This window comes from Microbacterium sp. (genome assembly GCF_046295495.1).
Lineage (GTDB): Bacteria > Actinomycetota > Actinomycetes > Actinomycetales > Microbacteriaceae > Microbacterium.
This window is the reverse complement of record NZ_JBKBNC010000002.1, coordinates 53,410-75,511: the sequence shown is the minus strand read 5'-3', so window position 1 is coordinate 75,511 and position 22,102 is coordinate 53,410. Positions and strand designations below refer to the sequence as shown.

The 22,102-nt window shown below is 71.3% G+C and carries 20 protein-coding genes and 2 tRNA genes; 6 read left to right on the top strand and 16 right to left on the bottom strand.

Annotated features, from left to right (window positions below; genetic code table 11):
• The first annotated feature begins 157 nt into the window (after window positions 1–157).
• Both ACK4LS_RS01365 and ACK4LS_RS01360 read left to right on the top strand, forming a co-directional pair.
• The gene (locus tag ACK4LS_RS01365; RefSeq protein ID WP_409712332.1) at window positions 158–1,480 is read left to right on the top strand and encodes an O-acetylhomoserine aminocarboxypropyltransferase/cysteine synthase family protein; all 1,323 of its coding nucleotides are present in this window, start codon (window positions 158–160) and stop codon (window positions 1,478–1,480) included.
• Complete coding sequence (locus tag ACK4LS_RS01360) at window positions 1,477–2,790, top strand: LLM class flavin-dependent oxidoreductase (protein ID WP_409712330.1); 1,314 nt, start codon at window positions 1,477–1,479, stop codon at window positions 2,788–2,790. The genes ACK4LS_RS01365 and ACK4LS_RS01360 overlap by 4 nt, the downstream gene beginning before the upstream one ends.
• Window positions 2,791–2,955: 165 nt before the next feature.
• On the opposite strand, the gene ACK4LS_RS01355 is transcribed toward ACK4LS_RS01360, so the two are convergent.
• The gene (locus tag ACK4LS_RS01355) at window positions 2,956–4,017 is read right to left on the bottom strand and encodes a TerC/Alx family metal homeostasis membrane protein (protein WP_409712546.1); all 1,062 of its coding nucleotides are present in this window, start codon (window positions 4,015–4,017) and stop codon (window positions 2,956–2,958) included.
• A 174-nt stretch (window positions 4,018–4,191) separates the two neighbouring features.
• Between ACK4LS_RS01355 and ACK4LS_RS01350 the strand changes: the two genes are divergently transcribed.
• On the top strand, window positions 4,192–4,746 hold the full coding sequence (locus tag ACK4LS_RS01350; RefSeq protein ID WP_409712328.1) for an RNA polymerase sigma factor: 555 nt from the start codon (window positions 4,192–4,194) through the stop codon (window positions 4,744–4,746).
• On the top strand, window positions 4,743–5,834 hold the full coding sequence (locus ACK4LS_RS01345; protein ID WP_409712326.1) for a DUF4349 domain-containing protein: 1,092 nt from the start codon (window positions 4,743–4,745) through the stop codon (window positions 5,832–5,834). Before ACK4LS_RS01350 ends, ACK4LS_RS01345 begins: the two co-directional genes overlap by 4 nt.
• A 122-nt stretch (window positions 5,835–5,956) precedes the next feature.
• On the opposite strand, the gene ACK4LS_RS01340 is transcribed toward ACK4LS_RS01345, so the two are convergent.
• Window positions 5,957–6,032: transfer RNA gene (locus ACK4LS_RS01340), tRNA-Glu, on the bottom strand.
• 186 nt (window positions 6,033–6,218) lie between these two features.
• On the opposite strand from ACK4LS_RS01340, the gene ACK4LS_RS01335 reads away from it, so the two are divergent.
• Window positions 6,219–6,857: an MBL fold metallo-hydrolase gene (locus ACK4LS_RS01335; protein WP_409712324.1), complete on the top strand. Its 639-nt coding sequence runs from the start codon at window positions 6,219–6,221 to the stop codon at window positions 6,855–6,857.
• A gap of 170 nt (window positions 6,858–7,027) precedes the next feature.
• Here the strand turns inward: ACK4LS_RS01335 and ACK4LS_RS01330 are convergent, their stop codons facing one another.
• The 9 genes from ACK4LS_RS01330 to ACK4LS_RS01290 form a co-directional block, all read right to left on the bottom strand.
• Window positions 7,028–7,297 (bottom strand): HPr family phosphocarrier protein, encoded by a 270-nt coding sequence (locus tag ACK4LS_RS01330; RefSeq protein WP_409712322.1) that lies wholly within the window; start codon window positions 7,295–7,297, stop codon window positions 7,028–7,030.
• Window positions 7,298–7,324: 27 nt separating this feature from the next.
• Window positions 7,325–9,391 carry a fructose-specific PTS transporter subunit EIIC gene (locus tag ACK4LS_RS01325; RefSeq protein WP_409712320.1) on the bottom strand — a complete coding sequence of 689 codons (2,067 nt, stop codon included), beginning with the start codon at window positions 9,389–9,391 and terminating at the stop codon, window positions 7,325–7,327.
• Window positions 9,392–9,409: 18 nt separating this feature from the next.
• Window positions 9,410–10,375: a hexose kinase gene (locus ACK4LS_RS01320; protein WP_409712318.1), complete on the bottom strand. Its 966-nt coding sequence runs from the start codon at window positions 10,373–10,375 to the stop codon at window positions 9,410–9,412.
• Window positions 10,372–11,157, bottom strand: coding sequence for a DeoR/GlpR family DNA-binding transcription regulator (locus tag ACK4LS_RS01315; protein ID WP_409712316.1), 786 nt, complete (start codon window positions 11,155–11,157; stop codon window positions 10,372–10,374). The genes ACK4LS_RS01320 and ACK4LS_RS01315 overlap by 4 nt, the downstream gene beginning before the upstream one ends.
• A 163-nt stretch (window positions 11,158–11,320) precedes the next feature.
• Entirely contained in the window at window positions 11,321–11,755 is a 435-nt protein-coding gene (locus tag ACK4LS_RS01310; RefSeq protein ID WP_409712314.1) for a hypothetical protein, read from the bottom strand.
• Between the two features lie 46 nt (window positions 11,756–11,801).
• Window positions 11,802–12,047, bottom strand: coding sequence for a hypothetical protein (locus ACK4LS_RS01305; protein ID WP_409712312.1), 246 nt, complete (start codon window positions 12,045–12,047; stop codon window positions 11,802–11,804).
• Window positions 12,048–12,135: 88 nt separating this feature from the next.
• Window positions 12,136–12,207: transfer RNA gene (locus ACK4LS_RS01300), tRNA-Gln, on the bottom strand.
• A gap of 101 nt (window positions 12,208–12,308) precedes the next feature.
• Window positions 12,309–13,817 (bottom strand): glutamate--tRNA ligase, encoded by a 1,509-nt coding sequence (gene gltX, locus ACK4LS_RS01295; RefSeq protein WP_409712310.1) that lies wholly within the window; start codon window positions 13,815–13,817, stop codon window positions 12,309–12,311.
• A 10-nt stretch (window positions 13,818–13,827) separates the two neighbouring features.
• On the bottom strand, window positions 13,828–14,802 hold the full coding sequence (locus tag ACK4LS_RS01290; RefSeq protein ID WP_409712308.1) for a LysR family transcriptional regulator: 975 nt from the start codon (window positions 14,800–14,802) through the stop codon (window positions 13,828–13,830).
• Between the two features lie 81 nt (window positions 14,803–14,883).
• On the opposite strand from ACK4LS_RS01290, the gene ACK4LS_RS01285 reads away from it, so the two are divergent.
• Entirely contained in the window at window positions 14,884–15,972 is a 1,089-nt protein-coding gene (locus ACK4LS_RS01285) for an aminotransferase class V-fold PLP-dependent enzyme (RefSeq protein WP_409712306.1), read from the top strand.
• 89 nt (window positions 15,973–16,061) lie between these two features.
• On the opposite strand, the gene ACK4LS_RS01280 is transcribed toward ACK4LS_RS01285, so the two are convergent.
• The 5 genes from ACK4LS_RS01280 to ACK4LS_RS01260 form a co-directional block, all read right to left on the bottom strand.
• Window positions 16,062–17,309, bottom strand: coding sequence for an MFS transporter (locus ACK4LS_RS01280; RefSeq protein WP_409712304.1), 1,248 nt, complete (start codon window positions 17,307–17,309; stop codon window positions 16,062–16,064).
• Window positions 17,302–18,069: a fumarylacetoacetate hydrolase family protein gene (locus tag ACK4LS_RS01275; RefSeq protein ID WP_409712302.1), complete on the bottom strand. Its 768-nt coding sequence runs from the start codon at window positions 18,067–18,069 to the stop codon at window positions 17,302–17,304. The genes ACK4LS_RS01280 and ACK4LS_RS01275 overlap by 8 nt, the downstream gene beginning before the upstream one ends.
• 203 nt (window positions 18,070–18,272) lie before the next feature.
• Window positions 18,273–19,379, bottom strand: coding sequence for a branched-chain amino acid aminotransferase (locus ACK4LS_RS01270; RefSeq protein WP_409712300.1), 1,107 nt, complete (start codon window positions 19,377–19,379; stop codon window positions 18,273–18,275).
• Window positions 19,380–19,432: 53 nt separating this feature from the next.
• A complete protein-coding gene (locus tag ACK4LS_RS01265) occupies window positions 19,433–20,482 on the bottom strand; it encodes a 3-isopropylmalate dehydrogenase (RefSeq protein WP_409712298.1) in 1,050 nt (349 codons plus the stop codon).
• 25 nt (window positions 20,483–20,507) lie between these two features.
• Window positions 20,508–22,046: an MFS transporter gene (locus ACK4LS_RS01260; protein WP_409712296.1), complete on the bottom strand. Its 1,539-nt coding sequence runs from the start codon at window positions 22,044–22,046 to the stop codon at window positions 20,508–20,510.
• Window positions 22,047–22,102 lie beyond the last annotated feature (56 nt).

Here is a 22,102-nt window from a genome sequence, read left to right as displayed (position 1 = left end):
CTCGTCGCGGCCGCTAAGGAGGAGGCGAGCGATCCGCACCCGGTCACGATACCACCGGCCGCCGCGCTGCTCTCCGCGTAACACGGCGCCGCACACTTCGTGGGCGACCGGCCCCGCGTGCGAGTCTGGGCCGATCCCGAAGAAAGGAGCGTGCCCGATGACCGCAGGCGCCGACACCGGATTCTCGACCCGCCAGGTGCACGCGGGGTCCGCGACCGCGCCCGCCACCCCGCGGGCGACTCCCATCTACCTGACCGCCGGCTTCACGTTCGGCGACCTCGACGAGTCGGCCGCGCACTTCGGCACCGGCGCCGGTTTCGGCTACAGCCGCACCGGCAACCCCACCGTGCAGGCCGTCGAGGAGCGCCTCGCCTCGCTCGAGGGCGGCGATCAAGCCGTGCTGGTGTCCAGCGGTCAAGCGGCCGTGACGGTCGCCCTGCTGGCCCTGGCCGGCGCCGGCGACCACGTGGTGGTCTCGGAGCACATCTACGAGGGCACCCGCGGTCTCCTGCTCGACAACCTCGCGCGCCTGGGCGTCGAGACGACCTTCGTCGACGTCTCCGACCTCTCCGCCGTGCGCGCGGCGCTCACCCCGCGCACCAAGGCCCTTTTCGCCGAGACGCTCTCGAACGCCCGCAACGACGTGCTCGACATCGCCGCCGTCGCCGCGATCGGCGCGGAGCGCGGCATCCCGCTCGTCGTCGACAGCACCTTTACCACGCCGTACCTCGTGCGTCCGATCGAGCACGGGGCGGCCGTGGTCGTGCACTCGGCGAGCAAGTTCCTCGCCGGCCAGGGCGCGGTGCTCGGCGGTGTGATCGTCGACGACGGACGCTTCGACGCCGCGGCATCCGGGCACCTTTTCCCCCACCTGGTCCAGACCGACCGCCTGGGCGGCGCGAGCTATGCCGAGAAGCACGGCCCCCGTGCGCGCGGCGCGTACATCCGCGAGAGCGTCGCTCCGCGCTTCGGACCCTCACCGTCCCCGCTGAACGCGTTCCTCATCGGCCAGGGCATCGAGACCCTGAGCCTGCGCGTCGAGCGGCAGTCGGCGAACGCCCTGGTGGTCGCCCGATGGCTCGAGGGCCGCCCGGAGGTCGAGCGGGTCGACTACGTCGGTCTCGCCTCGCACCCCCACCACGACCTCGGCGAGACGTACCTGCGGGGCGGTCGGGGCTCGGTGTTCACCGTGACCCTGCGCGGCGGTCTCGAGGCCGCGCGCCACGTGGTGCAGTCGGTCCGGCTCATCACGCACATGACGCACCTCGGTGACGTGCGTTCGCTCGTGCTGCACCCGCAGAGCACCTCGCACGCGGCCCGCACGGTCGCCGAGCGCGAGCACGCGGGCGTCTTCCCCGGCACGATCCGGCTGTCGATCGGCATCGAAGACGTCGACGACATCCTCGCCGACCTCGCGCAGGCCCTCGACGGCCTCGCCCAGCTGCCCGCCGACGTCGTCCGAGAGGTGGTCGTGCTGTGAGCCGTCTGCAGCACTTCGGGTGGTTCCTCGCGCGGGGCTTCGGCCCCCACGGCTGGGGGCACCCGTACCTGCGGTGGAACCACCGCTGGACCGAGCCCGGCCTGTACCAGGACTCCGCCCGCACCCTCGAGCAGGCCGGGTTCGACCTGCTCATCATCGAGGACGCCCCCTCGCTCGGCACCGCCGAGACGATCGACCTCCGTGTGCGCCACGCCTTCGGCGGGCCGAAGCACGATCCCCTGCTGCTCGCGCCCTACCTGTTCGCCGCGACGCGGCACCTCGGCGTCGTTCCGACGGTCAACCCCGCGGCGTACCTGCCGTACACCGCCGCCCGGCAGTTCGCGACGCTGCAGCACCTCAGCGGCCACCGCCTCGGCCTCAACGTCGTCACCGACACCGGCAGCGCGCGGCACTTCTCGACCGCACCGCAGCTCGGGCATGACGCGGCCTACGATCGCGCCGAGGAATGGCTCGCCGGCATCCGGGATCTCTGGCGCAGCTGGGGCGAAGACGCACTCGTGGTCGACGAGGCCTCAGGCGTCTACGCCGACGGTACGAAACTGGATGCCACGCGCCACCGCGGCGAGTACTTCGGCTTCGACGGGCCGCTCAACGCGATCCCGTTCACCGACGGCGAGCCGGCGATCGTCTCACCCGGCGGCTCGGGTCGCGGGCTGTCGTTCGCCGGGCACAACTCCGACGTGCAGCTCGCCCTCGCGCCGCTCGACGAGGCGAGCATCCGCGCGTACCGCGGGCGTATCCACGCCGCCGCGGAGGCCGCGGGGCGTTCGGCCGACGACATCAAGATCCTCTTCGCGATCCAACCCGTGCTCGTGTCGTCACCGGAAGAAGCCGATCGCCTGGTCGCCGCCTCCGCCCACCCCGACGACGAGGCACTGCTGCAGATCGCCCGGAAGCAGTCAAGCGACCTCGAGACCGATCTCACGGCGCTCGATCTCGACGCGCCCCTCGACCGATCGATCTTCGGCGAACACGTGTCGGAGGGCAGCGTCAGGCGCCTCGTCGGAAAGCACGACGACGACGCCCCGCTGCGCACTCTCCTCACCGCGCACGCGCGCCTCGGGCGCCTGAACGACGGGTCCGGCTTCGTCGGCACCGCCGACGAGTTCGCCGATCGCATCGAGGAGTTGGGCGACTGGGGCAACGACGGCGTACTGCTGTGGGGCGACCTTCACCCGGTGACCGTGCACCGCGTGCTCGACGACCTCGTGCCGATCCTCCGACGCCGCGGCATCCTCCGCGAGGAGTACGTCGACGGCGGTCTGCAGGCGAACCTGCGCGCGTTCTAGGGAGCGGATGCCGAGATGTCCGGCATCCGCTGAGCTCGCCGCGAGGTGGCTCAGCCCGGCGCAGCCACCGGAGCCGGCGCGGCCCGGGACCCCCCCGGCCGGCTCGCGTCTCCGGCGGCTCGGGGTCCTCGCCGCGCCGCGGATCGTCGACCGCCCGGGGGCGCGTCAGTCCCGCTCGGGCTGCTTCACGGTCGAGGGGGTGCCCTTCTCGTCGGCCACCTCGGCCGCGGCATCCTGACGCCCCTCGGCCGCCGGCGTACGGCGGGCCGCGACGAGGCTCGCGATCGTTGCGACCGCCATCGACAGGATGATCACGGCCAGCGACACCCACGTCGAGATCTCGGGCGCCCACTCGATCGGCTCGCCGCCGTTCAGGAAGGGCAGCTCGTTGACGTGCATCGCGTGGAGGATGAGCTTCACGCCGATGAAGGCGAGGATGAACGCGATGCCGTAATGCAGGTACTTGAGGCGATCGAGCAGATCGCCGAGCAGGAAGTACAGCTGGCGCAGGCCCATCAGGGCGAAGAGGTTCGCGGTGAACACGATGAACGGGCTCTGGGTGATGCCGAAGATCGCCGGAATCGAATCGATCGCGAAGAGCAGGTCGGTGACGCCGATCGCGACGAACACGATGATCATCGGCGTGAACAGCTTCTTCCCGTCCACGCGCGTGATGATCTTCTTGCCGTCGTAGGAGTCGCTCATCGGCAGCACGCGGCGCAGCGTGCGGACGATGAGATTCTCTTTCTGGGCGTCGTCATCGTCGCCGCCCGGGAACGCCTGTCGGATGGCCGTGTAGACGAGGAAGAGGCCGAACAGGTAGAAGATCGGGCTGAAGTTCTCGATGATCGTCGCCCCCACGAGGATGAAGGCCCCGCGCAGGATGAGCGCGATGATGATGCCCACCATCAGCACCTCCTGCTGATAGCGGCGCGGCACCGCGAACTGGCCCATGATCAGCACGAAGACGAAGAGGTTGTCGATCGAGAGGCTGTACTCGGTGAGCCAGCCGGCCACGAACTGCCCCGCGACCTCTCCCCCGGCGACGATCCAGAGCACCCCGGCGAAGATCAGCGCCAGGGTCACGTAGAACACGACCCACAGCGTGGATTCTTTGGCCGCCGGGATGTGCGGGCGCTTGAGGATGATCAGCAGGTCGGCGACCAGGATCAGCACGAGCACCACGAGGGTGATCGTCTGGAAGAGGGGGTCGAGCTGCAGCTCCATCACGGGGCCTTTCGTCGGGGGAAACGCTCGAGTCTATCGAGCGGCTTCGTCTGCCTCGGGTTCTGCACGTAGTTCTCATTCCGTGCGTCGCTGCGTGAGACGATGCGCCGCGCGCGGACACCTCTCAGTGAGAGAGTGCTCGCAGAGCCTCGCCCGGACGAGAAGGGGATGCCGATGACCGACGACGTGATCGACGACAGGATGCTGGTCGCGCGCGCCGCCGCGGGATCGGAGGCGGCATTCCGCACCCTGTACCGCGCCTACGTGCGACCGGTGTACTGGGTCGCCTTCGGGCTGGTCGGCCAGGCCGCGGATGCCGAGGACGTCACCCAGGAGACGTTCGTCGTCGCGTGGCGGAAGATCCCCGCGCTTCGCCTCGAGGGGGACTCGCTCCTCCCCTGGCTCGCGACGATCTGCCGCATGCAGGCGCAGAACCGCCTGCGCGCACAGCGACGCCACGGTTCGCACGCTGCGCTCGACGTGGAGATCCCCTCCGTCGTCGACGTCGAGGCGCAGGTCGTCCAGGCCGAGACGGTCGCCGCCATCCTCGCGGCCGTCGACCGACTGAGCGAGCTCGACCGGGAGATCTTCCGCCTGTGCGCCGCGGAGGGCTACGGGTACGAGGCGGCGGCGGCGTCGTTGGGCGTCTCGCACGGCACGGTACGCAACCGCCTCTCCCGCATCCGATCCCGGATGCGCGCCACCGCGATGGAGACGGAGACCCCATGAACGCGCCCCCCCTTCCCTCCCTGTCCCCCGACCGGGTGGATGCCATCGAGACCGCCGTCTTCGGGCGGATCGTCGACGAGCGCGACCGGCGCCGTCGGCGTCGGCGCGGCGTGTGGACGGGCGTCGGCGCCGCCGCGGCCGTCATCGTGGTCGCCGCCATCGTCGGCCCCTCGATCGGCATCACTTCGGGCACGGGAGCCACGTCGACCGCGATCGGTACCACCGAGGCGGGGACCGCGCCGGACAGCGGCGCGACCGATCAGTTCGCGCAGGGTTCGTCGTCGGGGGCGGAGTCGGGCATCGCCCCCGCCGCGCCCGACCAGAGCACCGGGGGCGCGCGATCCGAAGAATCGTCGTCGGCGACCGCCGACGGGACCGCCGGGCGCGACATCGTCGCCACGGGCTCGAGCACGGTCGCCGTCGACGACGTCGGCACCGCGATCGAGGCGATCGGCTCGGCCGCCACCGCCGTGGGCGGCTACGTGGAATCGTCTCAGCTCGGCGGAGGCGGACCGCTCGTGCCCCTCGACGGCGTCGCCGTGGGGTCGACGCCCACGTCGGGCTGGATCACCGTCCGCGTTCCCGCGGACTCCCTCACCCCCGTGATGGACGGCCTGCGCGAGGTGGGTGAGGTCACCGCGACCAGCGTGACCCGTTCCGACGTCACGGATCAGGCGGTCGACCTCCGCGCGCGCGTGGCGGCCGGCGAGGCTTCCGTGACGCGCCTGACCGAGCTGATGGCACAGGCGACGTCGGTGTCCGACCTGATCGCCGCCGAATCAGCTCTCGCCGACCGCCAGGCGCAGCTCGACAGCGATCGGCAGATCCTCCAGTCACTGTCGTCCCAGGTGGCGATGTCGACGCTGAGCGTGCAGCTGACCGCGCCCACGGCATCCGTCACCGCCGACCCGGCGGGCTTCGGTGAGGGCCTCGCCGCGGGCTGGAACGGCCTCGTGGCGACGCTCAACGGCCTCGTGATCGGACTGGGCTTCCTTCTGCCGTGGATCGCCGTGGGGGCCGTCGCGGCCGGGATCGTTTGGAGTGTCCGGCGATTCGTCCGACGGCGACGCGCCGCACGCGAGGGCTGAGCCCGAGGCGCGCGGAGCCTCCGGGCGGTGGGGCCCCACCCGCACATGCGGCTCCTCGTCCGGCCACCGTCGCCGACAACGAAGAAGAGCCCCGACCATTCGGTCGAGGCTCTTCTTCGTGTTGGTGACCCCAGCGGGATTCGAACCCGCGTTACCGCCGTGAGAGGGCAGCGTACTAGGCCGCTATACGATGGGGCCGCGTTGCAACCGTTCAAGTATGCACCACGAATGACACGCACGCAAAATCGAGGCCGAGCCGTCGAATTCCCGGGCGTGTCCGGCCACGGTACCGCGATCCGGCGGGCGGCGGAAGGGCCGTTAGACGCTGTTCACCCGCAGCGCCAGCGCTTGCCAACGCTCCTCCGCCCGGAGTTGACTCGCGTCATGCGTCTCACGAAGCACGAACACGCCGCCCTCGTCATCACCGAATCCGGCCACACGCTGGTCATCGACCCGGGCAGCTTCACCTCGCCCCTCGAAGACCTGCACGGGTTGGTCGGCGTGATCATCACGCACGAGCACCCCGACCACTGGACCCCCGAGCACCTCACTCGCCTGCAGAAGGCGCACCCGGGTCTGCCGATCTACGGACCCGACGGCGTGCGCAAGGCCGCGGCGAGCTTCGAGGTCACCGTCGTGAACCCGGGCGACCGTCTCGAGCTCGGCCCGTTCCACCTCGAGTTCTTCGGCGGCCACCACGAGGTCATCCACGAGTCGATCCCCGTCGTCGACAATGTCGGCGTGCTCGTCAACGGCGACTTCTACTACCCGGGCGACTCCTACGCCGTGCCCAAGCACGCCACCGTGAAGCTCCTCGCCGCCCCGGTCGGCGCCCCGTGGCTGAAGATCGGCGACGCGATCGACTACGTTCTCGCCGTCAAGCCCGAGCGCGTGTTCGCCACGCACGACATGACCCTCTCGGTCGCCGGCAAGCAGATGGGCGACGCCCGGCTCACGTGGGCGGTCGAGCAGAACGGCGGCTCCTTCGTCGACCTCACGCCGGGCGACACCGTCGAGGTCTGACGGCGGAAGCGTTACCGGACTCCGGAGATTCCTGCGGCCGGCACCCCTCGGCGGTTCCCACGTGGCGCCGTCTGCCGTCGACTCCGGAGGCCGGCACGCGTCTCGACGAGAAAACACCGGATGCCACGAGCCCTGGGGCCCGTGGCATCCGGTGTCGTGGTGCGAAGGGATTACTGCGCGTCGAGGTCGGTCTCGAGGAGGGCGACGAGCTCGTCGAGCGCCTGCTCGGCACCCTCACCCTCGGCCTTGAGCGTGACGACCGTTCCGTGTCCGGCGCCGAGACCCATGAGCGACAGGATGCTGCCCGCGTTGAGGTCGGCACCGCCCTCGGCCGCGATCGTGACGGGCACCTTCTTCTCCTGCACGGCCTGCACGAAGAGCTTCGCGGGGCGGGCGTGGAGACCCGAGCTGCTGGCAATGGTGGCCTGACGTTCTGCCATGGTGATTCCTTTCGAACCGGTGGGGTCTTAGGCCGCGACGGAGGCGGCCGGAGCAGCCTCGGCGACGGCGGCGTCCTTGGTGCTGCGACCGATGCCCTTGAAGGCGACGACGAGAAGCGCCGTCACGACGGTACCCGCCACGATTGCGAGGGCAAAACCCCAGAAGGGGTTGATCGCGAAGAAGACGAACACGCCGCCGTGCGGTGCGAACGACTGGACGCCCAGGAGCATGCTCAGGCCTCCGGTGATCGCGCCGCCGACCATGGAGGCGGGGATGACGCGCAACGGGTCGGCCGCGGCGAACGGGATCGCCCCCTCCGAGATGAACGAGGCGCCGAGCAGCCACGCGGCTGCGCCGTTCTCGCGCTCGACCGGGGTGAACTTCTGGCGGGCGAGCAGGGTCGACGCGAGCGCCATCGCCAGCGGGGGCACCATGCCGGCGGCCATGACCGCGGCCATGATCAGGTACGGCGCGGTGTTGGTCTGCGAGGCGGCGGCGAGGCCGGTCGTGGCGAAGACGTAGGCCACCTTGTTGACGGGTCCGCCGAGGTCGAAGCACATCATGAGGCCGAGGATCACGCCGAGCACGATGGCGCCGGCGCTGGAGGCCGCGAGGGAGGTCAACCCCTCGGTGAGCACCGTCATGAGGGCGGCGATCGGGCGGCCGAGGAAGAGGATCATCAGGCCAGAGGCGAAGATCGAGCCGAGGAACGGCACGATCACGACCGGCATGAGACCGCGGAGCCAGCGCGGGGCGTCGAAGCGACCGAGCCACCAGGCGATGAAGCCGGCGAGCAGACCGCCGATGATGCCACCGATGAAGCCGGCGTTCATGAGCACGGCGACGGCTCCGGCCACGAAACCGGGCGCGATGCCGGGGCGGTCGGCGATCGCGTAGGCGATGAAGCCCGCGAGCACGGCGACGATGAAGCCCATCGAGGTCGCGCCGATCATGAAGGCGACGGAGCCGAGGTACTGGCCCAGCGGGCCGATCGGCGAGGTGATCGCCTCGGTGGGGAGGTCCCACAGCGAGTTCTGGATGATGACGTTCGCGGCGTTCTCGGTGACCTGGTAGCCGCCGAGGAGGAAGCCGAGCGCGATGAGCAGACCGCCGCCGGCGACGAACGGGATCATGTAGCTGACACCCGTCAGCAGCCAGCGCTGGATACGGCGGCCCACCGACTGCTGCGCGACGGGGGCGTCGGACGCGGATGCCCCGGCGGCCCCGCCCTGCACGCGCGCGGCGTTCGGGTTCTCGCTGGCCGCGAGGGCCTCGGCGATGAGTTGCTTCGGCTGCTCGATGCCGCGCTTGACCCCCGCGCGGACGACGGGCTTGCCCGCGAAACGCTGCGGCTCGCGCACGTCGACGTCGACCGCGAAGATGACCGCGTCGGCGTCGTCGATGACGCTCTGCGGGAGGGCCTTGTAACCGCTCGAACCCTGCGGCTCGACGACGAGCTCGACACCGTCGGTCTCGGCGCCGGCCGCGGTGAGGGCGTCGGCGGCCATGAAGGTGTGGGCGATGCCGGTGGCGCACGCGGTGACGGCGACGATCTTCTTCGTCTTCACCGCGGTGCCCGAGCGCGCCTCGGCACGCGTGGTCGCGGGGGTGGTCGGCGCGGCGGCGGCGGCGGGCGTGGATGCCGGGGTGATGGCATCCGTGATGATGCGCACGGCGTCGGACGGCGTCGCGGCGGCGCGCAGGCCCGCGGTGAAGTCGTCCTTCATGAGGCTGCGCGCGAGCTGCGACAGCACCGACAGGTGGGCTTCGTCGGCGCCCTCGGGGGCGGCGATGAGGAACACGATATCGGCCGGGCCGTCGGGAGCGCCGAAGTCGACGCCCGGGGCCAGACGCGCGAAGGCGAGGGTGGGCTCGGTGACCGAGGCGCTGCGCGCGTGCGGGATGCCGATACCGCCGGGCAGGCCGGTCTCGTCCTTCTGCTCGCGGGCCCAGGCGTCGTCGAAGAGCTCTTGGGCGCTCCGCGCGCGGCCCTGCGCGACGACGCGCTCGGCCAGGGCGCGGATCACCGACTGCTTGTCGGTGCCCAGGGGCACGTCGAGGGTGACGAGCTCCGGAGTGATGATGTCGGACATTGTCAGTGACCTCCGTGGTCAGGATGTTGCGATGGGGGTGGCGAAGTCGGATACGGCGATGGGTCCGGCGGGCAGGTCGTCCGGTGTCGGCGCCTGCGTGCCGGGCAGGGTCGCGGCAGCCGCACCGTAGGCGATGCTGCGCGCGAGGCGGTCGGGGGCGGTGGCCCCCTCGAGGTCGGCCAGCAGGTAGCCGGCGAGGGAGCTGTCGCCCGCGCCGACGGTGCTGGCGACCTGGATCCGGGGGGCGCGTCCGCGCCAGGAGCCCTCGCCGGTGAACAGCAGCGCGCCGTCGGCCCCGAGGGTCACGAGGGCGGATGCCACGCGGCCGGGCACGAGGGCGAGTGCGCGCCGGGCGGCCTCGGCAAGGATGTCGGCGTCGACCGCGGCATCCTCCCCCACCAGCTCGGCGAGCTCTTCGTGGTTGGGCTTGATGAGGTCGGGGTGAGCGGTCGCGACGACCGCCGCGAGGGCCGCGCCCGACGCGTCGACGGCGACCCGCGGCGCCTGAGCACCCCACCGTGCGCGGACGGCCTCGATGAGGTCGGCGTAGAACGTGGGGGGAACGCCGGGCGGCAGGGAACCGGCCAGGACGAGCCAGGTGGCGCCCTCGGCGGCGGCGACGACGCCCGCGGTCACGGCGTCGGCCTCGGCGCGGCTGAGCTCGGCCCCGGGGAGGTTCAGCTTGGTCGTCTCGCCTGAGGGGTCGGTGATGGTGAGGTTGGCGCGGGCGCGGCCGGCCACCTCGACGAGGTCGAGGTCGATACCGGTGTCTTCGAGCAGGACGCGGTAGGGATCGTGGGCCCCGACGGGGACGACAGCGCGCGCCGGCGCCCCGGCGGCGGCGACCACACGCGCGACGTTCACGCCCTTGCCGCCGGCATCCTCCCGCGACGACAGGGCGCGCTGCACCTCCCCCGGGATGAGCGCGGCGGGCAGCACGACGGCACGGTCGGCGGAGGGGTTGGCGGTCAGTGTGACGATCATGCGATGCGCACCTCGATGTCGGCGTCGGCGAGGGCCTCGGCCAGGGCCGGCGGCGGAGCGGTGTCGGTGACGAGCACGTCGAGCTCGTCGAGCCGCGCGAAGCACACCAGGAGCTCTTCGCCGAACTTGGCGGCGTCGGCGACGAGCACGACGCGACGGGCCGACTGGATGATGGCGGCTTTGACGGCGGCCTCGTCGGGGTCGGGGGTGCTCACGCCGAAGGAGGCGCTCAGCCCGTTGGTGCCGACGAAGGCGATGTCGGGACGCAGCTGACCGATCGCGCGCACGGTGTGGGCGCCGACGGCCGCGGCCGTCACTCCGCGCACGCGCCCGCCGATGGTCGTGAGCGACACGCGCTCGTCGCCCGAGAGCACGTGGGCGGCCTCGAGCGAGTGGGTCACGACCTCGACGTCGCCGAGGCCGGAGCCGAGGGCCTCGGGCAGCAGGGCGGCCACGGCGGCGGGGGTGGTGCCGGCGTCCAGGAAGATCGAGCCGCGGAAGTCGGGACCGAGCAGCGACACGGCGGTCGCCGCGATGGCCCGCTTGGCGTCGCCGTGGCGCTCGCGACGCTCGGTGAGGGGCGATTCGGCGGTGCTGGCACGGCCGATGTCGACGGCTCCCCCGTGCACGCGGCGCAGCGAGCCGAGGGCCTCGAGACGGTCGAGGTCGCGGCGGACCGTTTCGGTCGTGACGTCGAAGCGACGGGCGAGGTCCACGACGCTCACGCGTCCGACGTCGCGCAGTTCGCGCTCGATGAGCTGCTGGCGCTCCATTGCGTACACGGGATCTCCTTCGAGGATTCCCACACAGTACAACACGAACCCACACAGAGCAACAGATTGCGCGCACGAACGACGAGGGGGCCACCGCGCGCCGCGTCGGTGACCCCGTCATCCGGTCGAGAGCAGTCCGGTTCTCCGGATGCCGCTCAGGCCGGCCGCGTCGTCACGGCGCCTTCACGGAGAGGGTGAACGAGAATTCACGTCCGTCGGGGCCCGTCATCGTCGCCGGCGTGACGCCGACCGCGCGAGCGACGAATCCCGGGCGGAAGACGGCCCCCTCGGAGGGCCCGCCCCGCGAGAACTCGGCGATCGACGGGTCGGTCGTGTCGCCCGTCCACTCGGCTTCGGCCCCGTCCGGCACGGCGATCACGAGCGCGGCGCCGATCACCACGCTCACCTCGGTTCCATCGAGGTCCTCGGGCGCGACGATCGTCGGCGACGCCACCTGCTGCCCCGGCGAGGCGGCCGGCGTCGAGCCCACCTGTGTCGAGGCGTTCCCCGACGACGCCGGCTCCGCGGCATCCGGAGTGCATCCGCTCAGCGCGAGGGGCAGGACCACGGCGACGAGAACGACCGTGGCGGCGACGGTGCGGTTCACCGGCGCTCTTCGGCGGGGGCGGATGCCGCCGGCCTACGGGGATCGATCATCGCTTCGTCTCGCCGGTGGGGGCCGGGGGCGCTCCCTCCCCGTCGAGCGCGTCCGCCGCGGGAGCGATCGGGATCTCGATCGACGACATGGGAGCGTCCGCGAGCCCGAGAAGACAGGCGGGCGAGGCTTCCGGTCGCGCGTCGTCGGGAAGCACCTCGGTGCGGGTGCGCCGGCGCACCGGCTCGCCGGGGAGTCCGGCCCACTCGCTCGGTTCCTCGGGTCGCTGTACGAAGAGTCCCATGGCGCCCATTGTGCCGCCCGGTCGTAAGTGCGGGCTGAGAAAGCGAAAGCCCCGGTGATCTGCGCGATCACCGGGGCTTTTCAAAAAGCTGGGGTACCTGGACTCGAACCAAGAACAACGGAACCAGAAACCGCCGTGTTGCCAATTACACCATACCCCAAGGCGCTGAGTCGGAACTCGTGCCGAGGATCAAGCTTACGGGAGAGCGACCCCCCTGCCAAATCCCGCCCCGCCCGCGCGCGTCGCGAGCGGGCGGCGCGCTCAGCCCAGGTGCTGAACGAGGGCGTCGAGGCGGCGCAGCGTCTCGGCCTTGCCGAGCAGTTCCATCGACTCGAACAGCGGCGGCGAGACCCGCCGGCCCGTCAGGGCGACACGCGGCGGCCCGTAGGCGACGCGGGGCTTCAGGCCGAGCTCCTCCACGAGCGCCGTCGACAGGGCCGCCTGCACGCCGTCGGCGGTGAAGTCGTCGACGCCCTCGAGGGCGCGGACGGATGCCGTGAGCACCTCCGCCGCGTTCGCGGGAAGCCCCTTCAGGGCGTCCTCGGCGTAGGTCACGTCGGAGACGAAGAGGAAGCCCAGCATGCCGGGTACCTCGCCCAACAGCTGTACGCGCTCCTGCACGAGGGGCGCCGCCTCGGCGATGATCGCCCGGTGCTCCGGCGAGGGATCCTCGGCGATCAGCCCCGCCCCCGCGAGGTAGGGCACGATCCGGGCGGCGAAGTCGTCGGCATCCAGCATGCGGATGTGGTCGCCGTTGATCGCCTCGGCCTTCTTCTGGTCGAAGCGCGCCGGGTTGGGGTTGACGTCGGCGATGTCGAACGCGGCGATCATCTCGTCGAGCGAGAACACGTCGCGATCGCTCGCGAGCGACCAGCCGAGCAGCGAGAGGTAGTTGAGCAGACCCTCGTGGATGAAGCCCTTCTCGCGCTGCAGGAAGAGGTCGGCCTGAGGGTCGCGCTTCGACAGCTTCTTGTTGCCGGTCTCGCCGAGCACGAGCGGCATGTGGCCGAAGCGCGGGATGAACGTCGTGACACCGGCATCCACCAGCGCCGCATACAGCGCGAGCTGGCGGGCCGTGGACGGCATGAGGTCTTCTCCGCGGATGACGTGGGTGATGCCCATGAGCGCGTCGTCCACCGGGTTCACGAAGGGGTAGAGCGGCACTCCCCCGGCGCGCACGAGCACGAAGTCGGGGAACGATCCCGCCGGGAAGGTGACCTCACCGCGGATGAGGTCATCGTAGCGGAGGTCGTGGTCGGGGACGCGCAGACGCCACGCGGGCTGGCGCCCCTCGGCGCGGAACGCGGCCTTCTGCTCATCGGTGAGGTCGCGGTCGAAGTTGTCGTAGCCGAGCTGCTTGGCGCGGCCGTTGGCCTCGTTGCGCGCGTCGATCTCTTCCGCGGTCGAGTAGCTCTCGTACACCGCACCCGCGGCGACGAGCTTGTCGAGCACCTCGCGGTAGATGTCGTGACGCTGCGACTGCCGGTACGGCGCGTGCGGTCCGCCCACCTCGACGCCCTCGTCCCAGTCGATGTTCATCCATCGCAGCGCCTCGAGAAGCTGCTGGTAGCTCTCCTCGCTGTCGCGCGCGGCGTCGGTGTCTTCGATGCGGAAGACGAGCTTCCCACCGTTGTGGCGCGCGTAGGCCCAGTTGAACAGGACGGTGCGGATGAGACCCACGTGCGGCAGACCCGTCGGGGACGGGCAGAAGCGGACGCGAACGTCGGCGCCGGAGGCGGTCGTGGTGCGGGGATCGGGCGTGGCAGACATCCCCTCGATCCTAGTCGCGAGGCGCCCGCTCCCTCGGGGCCTGTGGATGCGGCTGTTCGGCGAGCACCTGGCCCACCGCCTCGAGGGCCGCCGCCACGGCCGGGACGCGCTCGGCCCCGCGAGCGGTCACGACGTGCAGGGTGCGCGCCTCTGCCGCGGGCAGGGGCGGTGCGGCGATCCCCACGAGCATTGGCAGGGATGCCACGGCCATCCGCGGCAGGATGGCCATGCCGACGCCGAGGGCGACGAGGTTCTCGACCGCGATGTAGTTGTCGGTCTCAAAGGCGATGTCGGGGGTGAACCCCGCGCGCCCGCAGGCCTCGAGCAGATGGCCGCGGCACTGCGGGCACCCCGCGATCCACCGCTCCCCCGCGAGCCGCGACAGGTCGATGGGATCGTCGGATGCCGCCGGGTGGTCCACCGGGACCACCACGACGGTGTCGTCGTCCCCGAGGTGGCGGACCGACAGGCCCGACGCGGCCGAGTCGAGCTGCTCGCGACGATCACCGGGGTAGCTGTAGATGAGCGCGATGTCGGCGCGATCCTCGCGCACGGCGGCGATCGCCTCGGGCGGCTCCGCCTCGACGAAGCTGATCGACACGCCGGGCCGGCGTACCGTGACCGCGGCGATGACCCGCGGCACCACCGTCGACGATGCCGACGGGAACGCGGCGATGCGCACGCGACCGGCGCGCAGCCCGCGCAGCTCCGCGAGGTCGCCCGCGGCGGCGTCGAGCGCGGTCGTCACGGTCGCCGCGTGCCGCGCGAGCACCCACCCCGCCTCGGTGAGGCGCACGCCGCGGCCGACGCGCTCGACGATCGGCATCCCGGCGCGCCGCTCGAGCCGACGGAGCTGTTGACTCACCGCCGGCTGGCTGTAGCCGAGGGCGCGAGCGGCCGCCGTGATCGAGCCGGTGTCGGCGATCGCCTTGACCACGCTGAGACCGTGTGCGTCGAGACCGTCGTCGGGAAGGGTGTCCGCCATCCCCACACATAAGCACGGCGAATGGATGCCATGCAACACCTGCCCTAGTGCAATGGGCCGTCCGCGCGGCACCCTGGATCCATGAGCAGCCTCGCCTCGCACTTCGCCGGTGGCCGCGACTACCTCGCCGCGTGCACCCTCGGCCTGCCCTCCCGGGCGACGGTGCGGGCCGTTCGCGATGACCTCGACGCCGCGGCATCCGGTCGTCCCGACGTGGTCGCCGCGTCGAAGGCGGTCGAGGAGGCGCGGGCCTCGTACGCCCATCTCGTGCGCGTGCCCGTGGGAGACGTCGCGATCGGCTCGCAGACGTCGGTGCAGGTCTCGCTCCTCGCCGCCGCCGTGCCCGACGGCGCCGAGGTGCTGTGCGCCGAGGGCGACTTCTCCTCACTCGTGGCCCCCTTCGCCCACGCGGGCCGCGGCATCCGTCTGCGCACCGCTCCGCTGGAAGACCTGGCCGACGCGGTGTCGCCCGACACGTGGCTCGTCGCGTTCTCGCTCGTGCAGTCGGCGACGGGTGAGGTGGCGGATGCCGTGCGCATCTCCGCGGCCGCCGCGCGCGCCGGGGCGCGGACCCTGTGCGACCTCACCCAGGCAGCGGGATGGCTCCCCGTCGACGCCACGATGTTCGACGCCACCGTGTGCCACGCGTACAAGTGGCTGTGCTGCCCGCGCGGGGTGTCGTTCCTCACTGTCTCCCCCGATCTCGCCCGGCAGATCCGCCCGGTGCACGCGGGCTGGTACTCCGGCGACGACCCGTGGTCGTCGTGCTACGGCACGGGCGGCACCCTCGCCCCCGACGCGCGCCGCTTCGACGTCTCGCCCGCGTGGCAGGCGTTCGTCGGCGCAGCTCCCGCCCTCGCACTGTTCGCCGACGCCGACATCACCTCGACGTACGCGCACACCACGGGTCTGGCGGCACGGTTCCGCAACGGCCTGGGTCTGCCCGAGCCCGCACGTCCGTCCGCCATCGTCACGTGGCCGGATGCCACCGGGGAGGCCCTCGCGCAGCTCACAGCGCACGGCATCACGGCGTCGGGACGCGCGGGTCGCGCGCGCGTGGCGTTCCACGTGTTCAACGACGAGATCGACGTCGACCGCGCCCTGCACGCCCTCGGCGTGAGAGGCGGCGACGACCTCTCGGCGTTCGACGGCTTGGTCTACGCGATCTGACGCGCACCGCGGATCGGCGTGACGCCTCGCCCGACGGGCCGGGCGTGACGCCTCGCCTGACGGGCCGCCGCGGTGCCACGTCGCGAGGACTATGCGCGCGGTGACGCTCGCCGGACGGCGACAGCGCCGAGGGCGACCGCCGCGACCGGGAGGAAGGCCCAGAGGGCGAGTCCGGCGTAGCCCGCTGTCCCGAGGATGATGCCGGCCACGACCGACCCCACCGCGGCACACGCGGTCATCAGGGTGTCGCTGCGGCCCTGCCGGCGGGGACGCAGCGCGAGCGGCGTGGCCTCGGTGAGCAGCGCCGAACCCGCCACCGTCGCCGCGCTCCAGCCCAGCCCGAGGAGCACGAGGGCGACGAGCACACCGCCCGGGGTATCGGAGAACGCCGCCGCGACCGTGAGGGACCCCGCCGACAGCACCTGGCCCAGCACGATGACGGGGATGCGTCCCCACCTGTCCGCCAGGATGCCGAACACCGGCGACAGGCCGTACATGCCGAAGACGTGGAGCGCGATGGTGACCCCGACCGCGAGGGTCACGGCATCCGGAGCCACGATGTGCGACAGGTGGACGGGGGTCATCGCCATCACCGACGCCATGGTGACGTGGGAGGCGGCGACGGCGAACATCGCGAAGCGGGCGAGGCCGAGGCGGTCGACCTGAGCGGTCACCGGCCCGGAGGCCGTCTTCTCGCGGTCGAGCCGCTGCGCGAGCAGGAGGGGGTCGGGGCGGAGGACGAGCACGTACAGCGCGAACGCGCACGCCTGGGCCGCGAAGGAGAACAGGTATGCGCCGGTGAGACGCGGCATCCCGATGCTCGAGCCGACGAGCTCACCGGGCGCGAGCAGGAGGGGTCCGACGACGCCGCCCACCGTCGTCGCCCACACCACGGTCGCGAGATCGCGTCCGCGGCGCGCGGTCGAGGCGAGGTCGGTGGCCGCGAAGCGCGACTGCAGGGTGCCGGCGTTGCCGGCGCCGATCATCGCGATGCCCATGAGCAGGAGCGGGAACGCGCGGAGGGACGCGGCGGTGATGACGACGACGATCCCCGCGAGGGCGGCGATGTTGCCCGTCGTCAGCGCGATGCGGCGCCCCCGCCGTGCGGCGAGACGCGCGAGCGGGATGGCCGTGAGGGCGGCACCGAGGGTGACCGCCGCGGTGGCGAAGCCCGACAGGGCTTCCTGCCCCGACAGATCGGCGGCCAGGAGCGCGCCGAGGGACAGCGTCGCACCGAATGCCACGCCGGTGAGCACCTGCCCCGCCGCCAGCACCCGCACCGCGCGGCGCTGGGCGGCGGCCAGGTCGATGCCCGCCGGCGCGGCGGTGTCAGGCATCGCGGACGATGTTGCGCAGCACGCCGATACCGCCGATCTCGACCTCGACCACGTCGCCCGCGACGAAGGAGCCGATCCCGGCCGGGGTGCCGGTGAGGATGAGGTCGCCGGGCAGCAACGTGAAGACGGCCGAGGCGTAGGCGACGAGGGTGGGGATGTCGTGGATCATGTCGGACACCGGACCCTGCTGACGCACCTCGCCGTTGACGCGCGTGGTGATGGAGGCGGCCGACACGTCGAGGTCGGTCTCGATGACGGGGCCGACCGGGCAGAAGGTGTCGAAGCCCTTCGCGCGCGACCACTGGCCGTCGGTGCGCTGGAGGTCGCGGGCCGTGACGTCGTTCGCGACGGTGTAGCCGAAGATGTACTCCCCCGCCCGCTCGGCGGGCGCGTTCTTGGCGATGCGGCCGATGACCACCGCGAGCTCGCCCTCGTAATCGGTCTGCGACGTCAGGCGCGTGGGACGCACGATGGCGTCGTTCGGGCCGATGACGGAGGTGTTGGGCTTGAGGAACATCAACGGCTCTGCGGGGGCCTCACCGCCCATCTCGGCGGCGTGGTCGTGGTAGTTCTTCCCGATGCACACGACCTTGGACCGCGGGATGACCGGGGCGAGCAGCGTCACGTCGGCGAGGGGGATGCGCTCCCCCGTCGTGCCGAAACCGGCGAACATCGGGTCGCCTTCGAGCACCACGAGGTGCTCGTCGTCGACGATCCCGTAGCGAAGGGCATCTTGGTGGCTGAATCGAGCGATCTTCACGGCCCCAGCCTATCCAGGGCCTCCGACACGGCATCCGGTCCCGTCCGCCTCTCTCACGCATAAACGCGATCGGCGCCGGGAAACACGAGGGCAGCGCGTTTATGCGCGCCGGTCGCGTTTATGCGTGGATCGCGGGGCGGGGCACCGGCACATGCGACGGAGGGGCCCCCCGCATCCGGGAACCCCTCCGCGAAAGACGCGCCTCAGGCGTCGAGGCGGTACAGCCAGCCGTGCTTGTCTTCCGCGCGGCCGTACTGGATGTTCGTGAGCTCCTCGCGCAGCTCGAGGGCGAGCGTGCCCGAGGGCTGTTCGTCGATGAAGTCGCGTCCCTTGAGGATGCCGATCGGGGTGACCACGGCGGCCGTTCCGCACGCGAACACCTCGACGATGTCGCCGGATGCCACGCCCTCGCGCCACTCGGTCAGCGACACGTTCCGTCCCTCGACGTGGTGGCCGCGGTCGCGGGCCAGCTGCAGCAGGGAGTCGCGCGTGATGCCCTCGAGGATCGAGTCGGACTGGGGGGTGACGATGGTGCCGTCTTTGTAGACGAACACGACGTTCATGCCGCCGAGTTCCTCGACGTTGCGGTCCTGATCGAGGAAGACGACCTGGTCGCACTCGTTCTCGTAGGCCTCCGACTGCGGGAGCAGGCTCGCGGCGTAGTTGCCGCCGGTCTTGGCCGCGCCTGTTCCGCCCTTGCCCGCGCGCGAGTAGTCCTCGCTGAGCCAGATCGACACCGGCTGCACGCCGCCCTTAAAGTAGGCGCCGGCGGGGCTGGCGATCAGGTAGTACGCGACCTTGTGCGCGGGGCGAACCCCCAGGAACGCCTCCTTCGCGAACATGAAGGGACGCAGGTACAGGCTCTGGTCTTCTCCGGAGGGCACCCATGCGCCGTCGACCGCGATGAGCTCGCGAAGCGACTGCAGGAAGTACGGCACCGGCAGCTCGGGAAGGGCCAGGCGCCGCGCCGAGCGCTGCAGACGTCGACCGTTCTGGTCGGGGCGGAAGGTGTGCACCGAGCCGTCGGCATGCCGGTACGCCTTGATGCCCTCGAAGATCTCCTGACCGTAGTGCAGGACCGCGGCCGCGGGGTCGAGCGAGATGGGCCCGTAGGGCGAGACCCGCGGGCGGTGCCAGCCGCCCCGCACCGACCAGCAGATGTCGACCATGTGGTCGGTGAAGTTCTGCCCGAAGCCGGGGCTGGCGAGGATGGCGTCGCGATCCACCGCGCTCTTGGCGGCGAGGTTGCGGGTGACGGCGAACTCGAGAGGGTCGAGTCCGGTGTCGGGGTCGGTGTCGATGGTGGTCATTCGTGATCCAAGATTCTCGAGGGCTCCGGGGCGATGCGGCCGATCGGTCCAGGTTACGCCTGGACCCGGGCGGCGATGGCGTCGCCGATCTGAGCGGTGGTGCGGGCGCCGTCACGCGTCGCGATGTCGTCCTCGACCGCGCGGGTGACGCGGGCGGCTTCGTCGGTCAGCCCGAGGTGATCGAGCAGCAGGGCGACGGAGAGGATGGCGGCCGTGGGGTCGGCCTTCTGGGATCCCGCGATGTCGGGCGCCGATCCGTGCACGGGCTCGAACATCGAGGGGAAAGCGCCGTCTGGGTTGATGTTGCCCGAAGCGGCGAGGCCGATGCCACCGGTGACGGCGCCGGCCAAGTCGGTCAGGATGTCGCCGAAGAGGTTGTCGGTGACGATCACGTCGAAGCGGCCCGGGTTCGTGACCAGGAAGATCGTCGCCGCATCGACGTGCAGGTAGTCTACGTCGACCCCCGGGAACTCGGATGCCACGGCATCCACGATGCGCTTCCACATGCCGCCCGCGTGCACGAGCACGTTGGTCTTGTGCACGAGCGTGAGCGTGTGTCGCCGCCGCTCGGCGAGGGCGAAGGCGTAGCGCACGACCCGCTCGACGCCGTAGGCGGTGTTGACCGAGGTCTCGTTGGCGACCTCGTGCGGGGTGCCGCGTCGGATCGCGCCGCCATTGCCCACGTAGGGGCCCTCCGTGCCTTCGCGCACGACGACGAAGTCGATTTCGCCGGGGTCGGCCAGCGGCCCGGTCGCGCCGGGGTACAGCTTCGACGGTCGCAGGTTGACGTAGTGGTCGAGCTCGAAGCGGAGTTTGAGAAGCAGGCCGCGCTCGATGTTCGCGTCTTTCAGACGCGGGTCACCGGGTACTCCCCCGACGGCGCCGAGGAGGATCGCGTCGTGGGCGGCGACGGCCGCGAGGTCGTCGTCGGTGAGGGTGTCGCCCGTTTCGAGATAGCGCCCCGCGCCGAGCGAGAAAGGGGTCTTTTCGAAGGTCACACCGGAGCCGGCGGTGACGGCGTCGAGGACCTTCACGGCCTCACCGACGACCTCGGGACCGATTCCGTCACCGGGGATGACGGCAAGCTTCACGACACGCGACATCGCTCTCCTCAGAGCTCGGGGCACGTCACTTCGTCGACGCGCCGCGGGATCCTCCCAGGGTAGTGGCAGCGATCAGCCCGGCCACGACGATCAGGCCCGCGCCGATGAGCGCGGTGACCACGACGCCGGAGTCGAAGGCGTGTGCGGCGGCGAGGCGCAGCGCTTCGGCCATCGAGGGGTCGTCGAGCGTCTGCGACACCGCGACGGCACCGGCGAGCGTCTCGCGGGCGGCGTCGGCGGCGTCGGCGGGCAAGCCGGCGGGGAGCGCGAGCTGCGCGCGGTAGAAGGCGGCGAGGATACCGCCGAGGACCGCGGTGCCCAGCACGGCGCCCACCTCGTACGCCGTCTCGGAGACGGCGCTCGCGGCCCCGGCCTTGGCGGGCGGGGCGCTGGAGAGGATGAGCTCGTTCGACACCGTCTCGGCGGCGCCGATGCCGATGCCCAACAATGCGAACGCGACGATGAGCTGCAGGAGGTCGGCCGTGGAGAGGGCGACCATGATGTATGCCACCGCCGAGAAGCTCAGGGCGACGGGCACGACCACCCGCGGAGCGAACCGCTTGGCGACCGGCACCACCGCGAGCCCCGACACGATCATGAGCACGAGTCCGGGGAGGAGCGCGAACCCCGCCACCATGGGCGACAGGCCGACGATCAACTGCAGGTGCTGCGCGACGAAGTACAGGAAGCCCACGAGACCGACCACGCTGAGGAGGTTGACCAGGATCGCACCCGAGAACGTGCCCCGGCGGAACAGCGTCATGTCGAGCATCGGCGTGGGGAGGGTGCGCTGGCGACGCACGAACAGCCAGCCGAACACGATGCCCACGATGAACAGCACGGGGGCGAGCGACATCGGCCCGTCGACGGCGAGCTTCTTGATGCCGTAGACGATGGGGACCATCGCGGCGAGCGACAACACCACGCTCAGCGGGTCGAACCGGCCCGGCGCCGGGTCGCGGCTCTCGGGGACGAAGAACGGCGCGAGGACGAGCAGGGGCACCAGCACGGGCACCGCCATGAGGAAGACGGACCCCCAGGAGAAGTGCTCGAGCAGGAACCCGCCGACGATCGGGCCGAGCGCCGCGCCCGCGGAGAAGCCTGAGGCCCAGATCGCGATGGCGAAACGACGCTGATCGCGGTCGCGAAAGATGCTGCGCAGCAGAGAGAGCGTGGACGGCATGAGCATGGCCCCGAAGACACCCATCAGGGCGCGCCCCGCGATCAGCAGGGCGGCTGTGGGCGCGAAGGCCGACAGGGCCGAGACCGCGGCGAAGCCGGTGGCGCCGATCAGCAGCATCCGTCGGCGGCCGAAGCGGTCGCCGAGCGTGCCCATGGTCACGAGCAGACCCGCCAACACGAGCGGGTAGACGTCGATGATCCACAGCTGCTCGATGCTCGAGGGCTGCAGCGAAAGCGCGATCTCGGGCAGGGCGAAGCTCAACACCGTGTTGTCGACGGAGACGAGCAGAACGGGGAGCATGAGCACCGCCAACGCGAACCACCCGCGCCACCCGGCGCGGGGCACGTTGATCTCTTGCGTGGGCAACGACGTGGTGAACATGAGCTGGTTCCGTTTCTAAACCGTCCAGCCGGTATAGTAACAGACGAGTCCGATCA

Excerpts from the sequence above, each read along its gene's own strand:
- ACK4LS_RS01365 (WP_409712332.1), top strand. The coding sequence starts at position 158 with ATGACCGCAGGCGCCGACACCGGATTCTCGACCCGCCAGGTGCACGCG.
- ACK4LS_RS01355 (WP_409712546.1), bottom strand. The coding sequence starts at position 4,017 with ATGGAGCTGCAGCTCGACCCCCTCTTCCAGACGATCACCCTCGTGGTG.
- ACK4LS_RS01350 (WP_409712328.1), top strand. The coding sequence starts at position 4,192 with ATGACCGACGACGTGATCGACGACAGGATGCTGGTCGCGCGCGCCGCC.
- ACK4LS_RS01345 (WP_409712326.1), top strand. The coding sequence starts at position 4,743 with ATGAACGCGCCCCCCCTTCCCTCCCTGTCCCCCGACCGGGTGGATGCC.
- ACK4LS_RS01335 (WP_409712324.1), top strand. The coding sequence starts at position 6,219 with ATGCGTCTCACGAAGCACGAACACGCCGCCCTCGTCATCACCGAATCC.
- ACK4LS_RS01330 (WP_409712322.1), bottom strand. The coding sequence starts at position 7,297 with ATGGCAGAACGTCAGGCCACCATTGCCAGCAGCTCGGGTCTCCACGCC.
- ACK4LS_RS01325 (WP_409712320.1), bottom strand. The coding sequence starts at position 9,391 with ATGTCCGACATCATCACTCCGGAGCTCGTCACCCTCGACGTGCCCCTG.
- ACK4LS_RS01320 (WP_409712318.1), bottom strand. The coding sequence starts at position 10,375 with ATGATCGTCACACTGACCGCCAACCCCTCCGCCGACCGTGCCGTCGTG.
- ACK4LS_RS01305 (WP_409712312.1), bottom strand. The coding sequence starts at position 12,047 with ATGGGACTCTTCGTACAGCGACCCGAGGAACCGAGCGAGTGGGCCGGA.
- gltX (WP_409712310.1), bottom strand. The coding sequence starts at position 13,817 with ATGTCTGCCACGCCCGATCCCCGCACCACGACCGCCTCCGGCGCCGAC.
- ACK4LS_RS01290 (WP_409712308.1), bottom strand. The coding sequence starts at position 14,802 with ATGGCGGACACCCTTCCCGACGACGGTCTCGACGCACACGGTCTCAGC.
- ACK4LS_RS01285 (WP_409712306.1), top strand. The coding sequence starts at position 14,884 with ATGAGCAGCCTCGCCTCGCACTTCGCCGGTGGCCGCGACTACCTCGCC.
- ACK4LS_RS01280 (WP_409712304.1), bottom strand. The coding sequence starts at position 17,309 with ATGCCTGACACCGCCGCGCCGGCGGGCATCGACCTGGCCGCCGCCCAG.
- ACK4LS_RS01270 (WP_409712300.1), bottom strand. The coding sequence starts at position 19,379 with ATGACCACCATCGACACCGACCCCGACACCGGACTCGACCCTCTCGAG.
- ACK4LS_RS01265 (WP_409712298.1), bottom strand. The coding sequence starts at position 20,482 with ATGTCGCGTGTCGTGAAGCTTGCCGTCATCCCCGGTGACGGAATCGGT.
- ACK4LS_RS01260 (WP_409712296.1), bottom strand. The coding sequence starts at position 22,046 with ATGTTCACCACGTCGTTGCCCACGCAAGAGATCAACGTGCCCCGCGCC.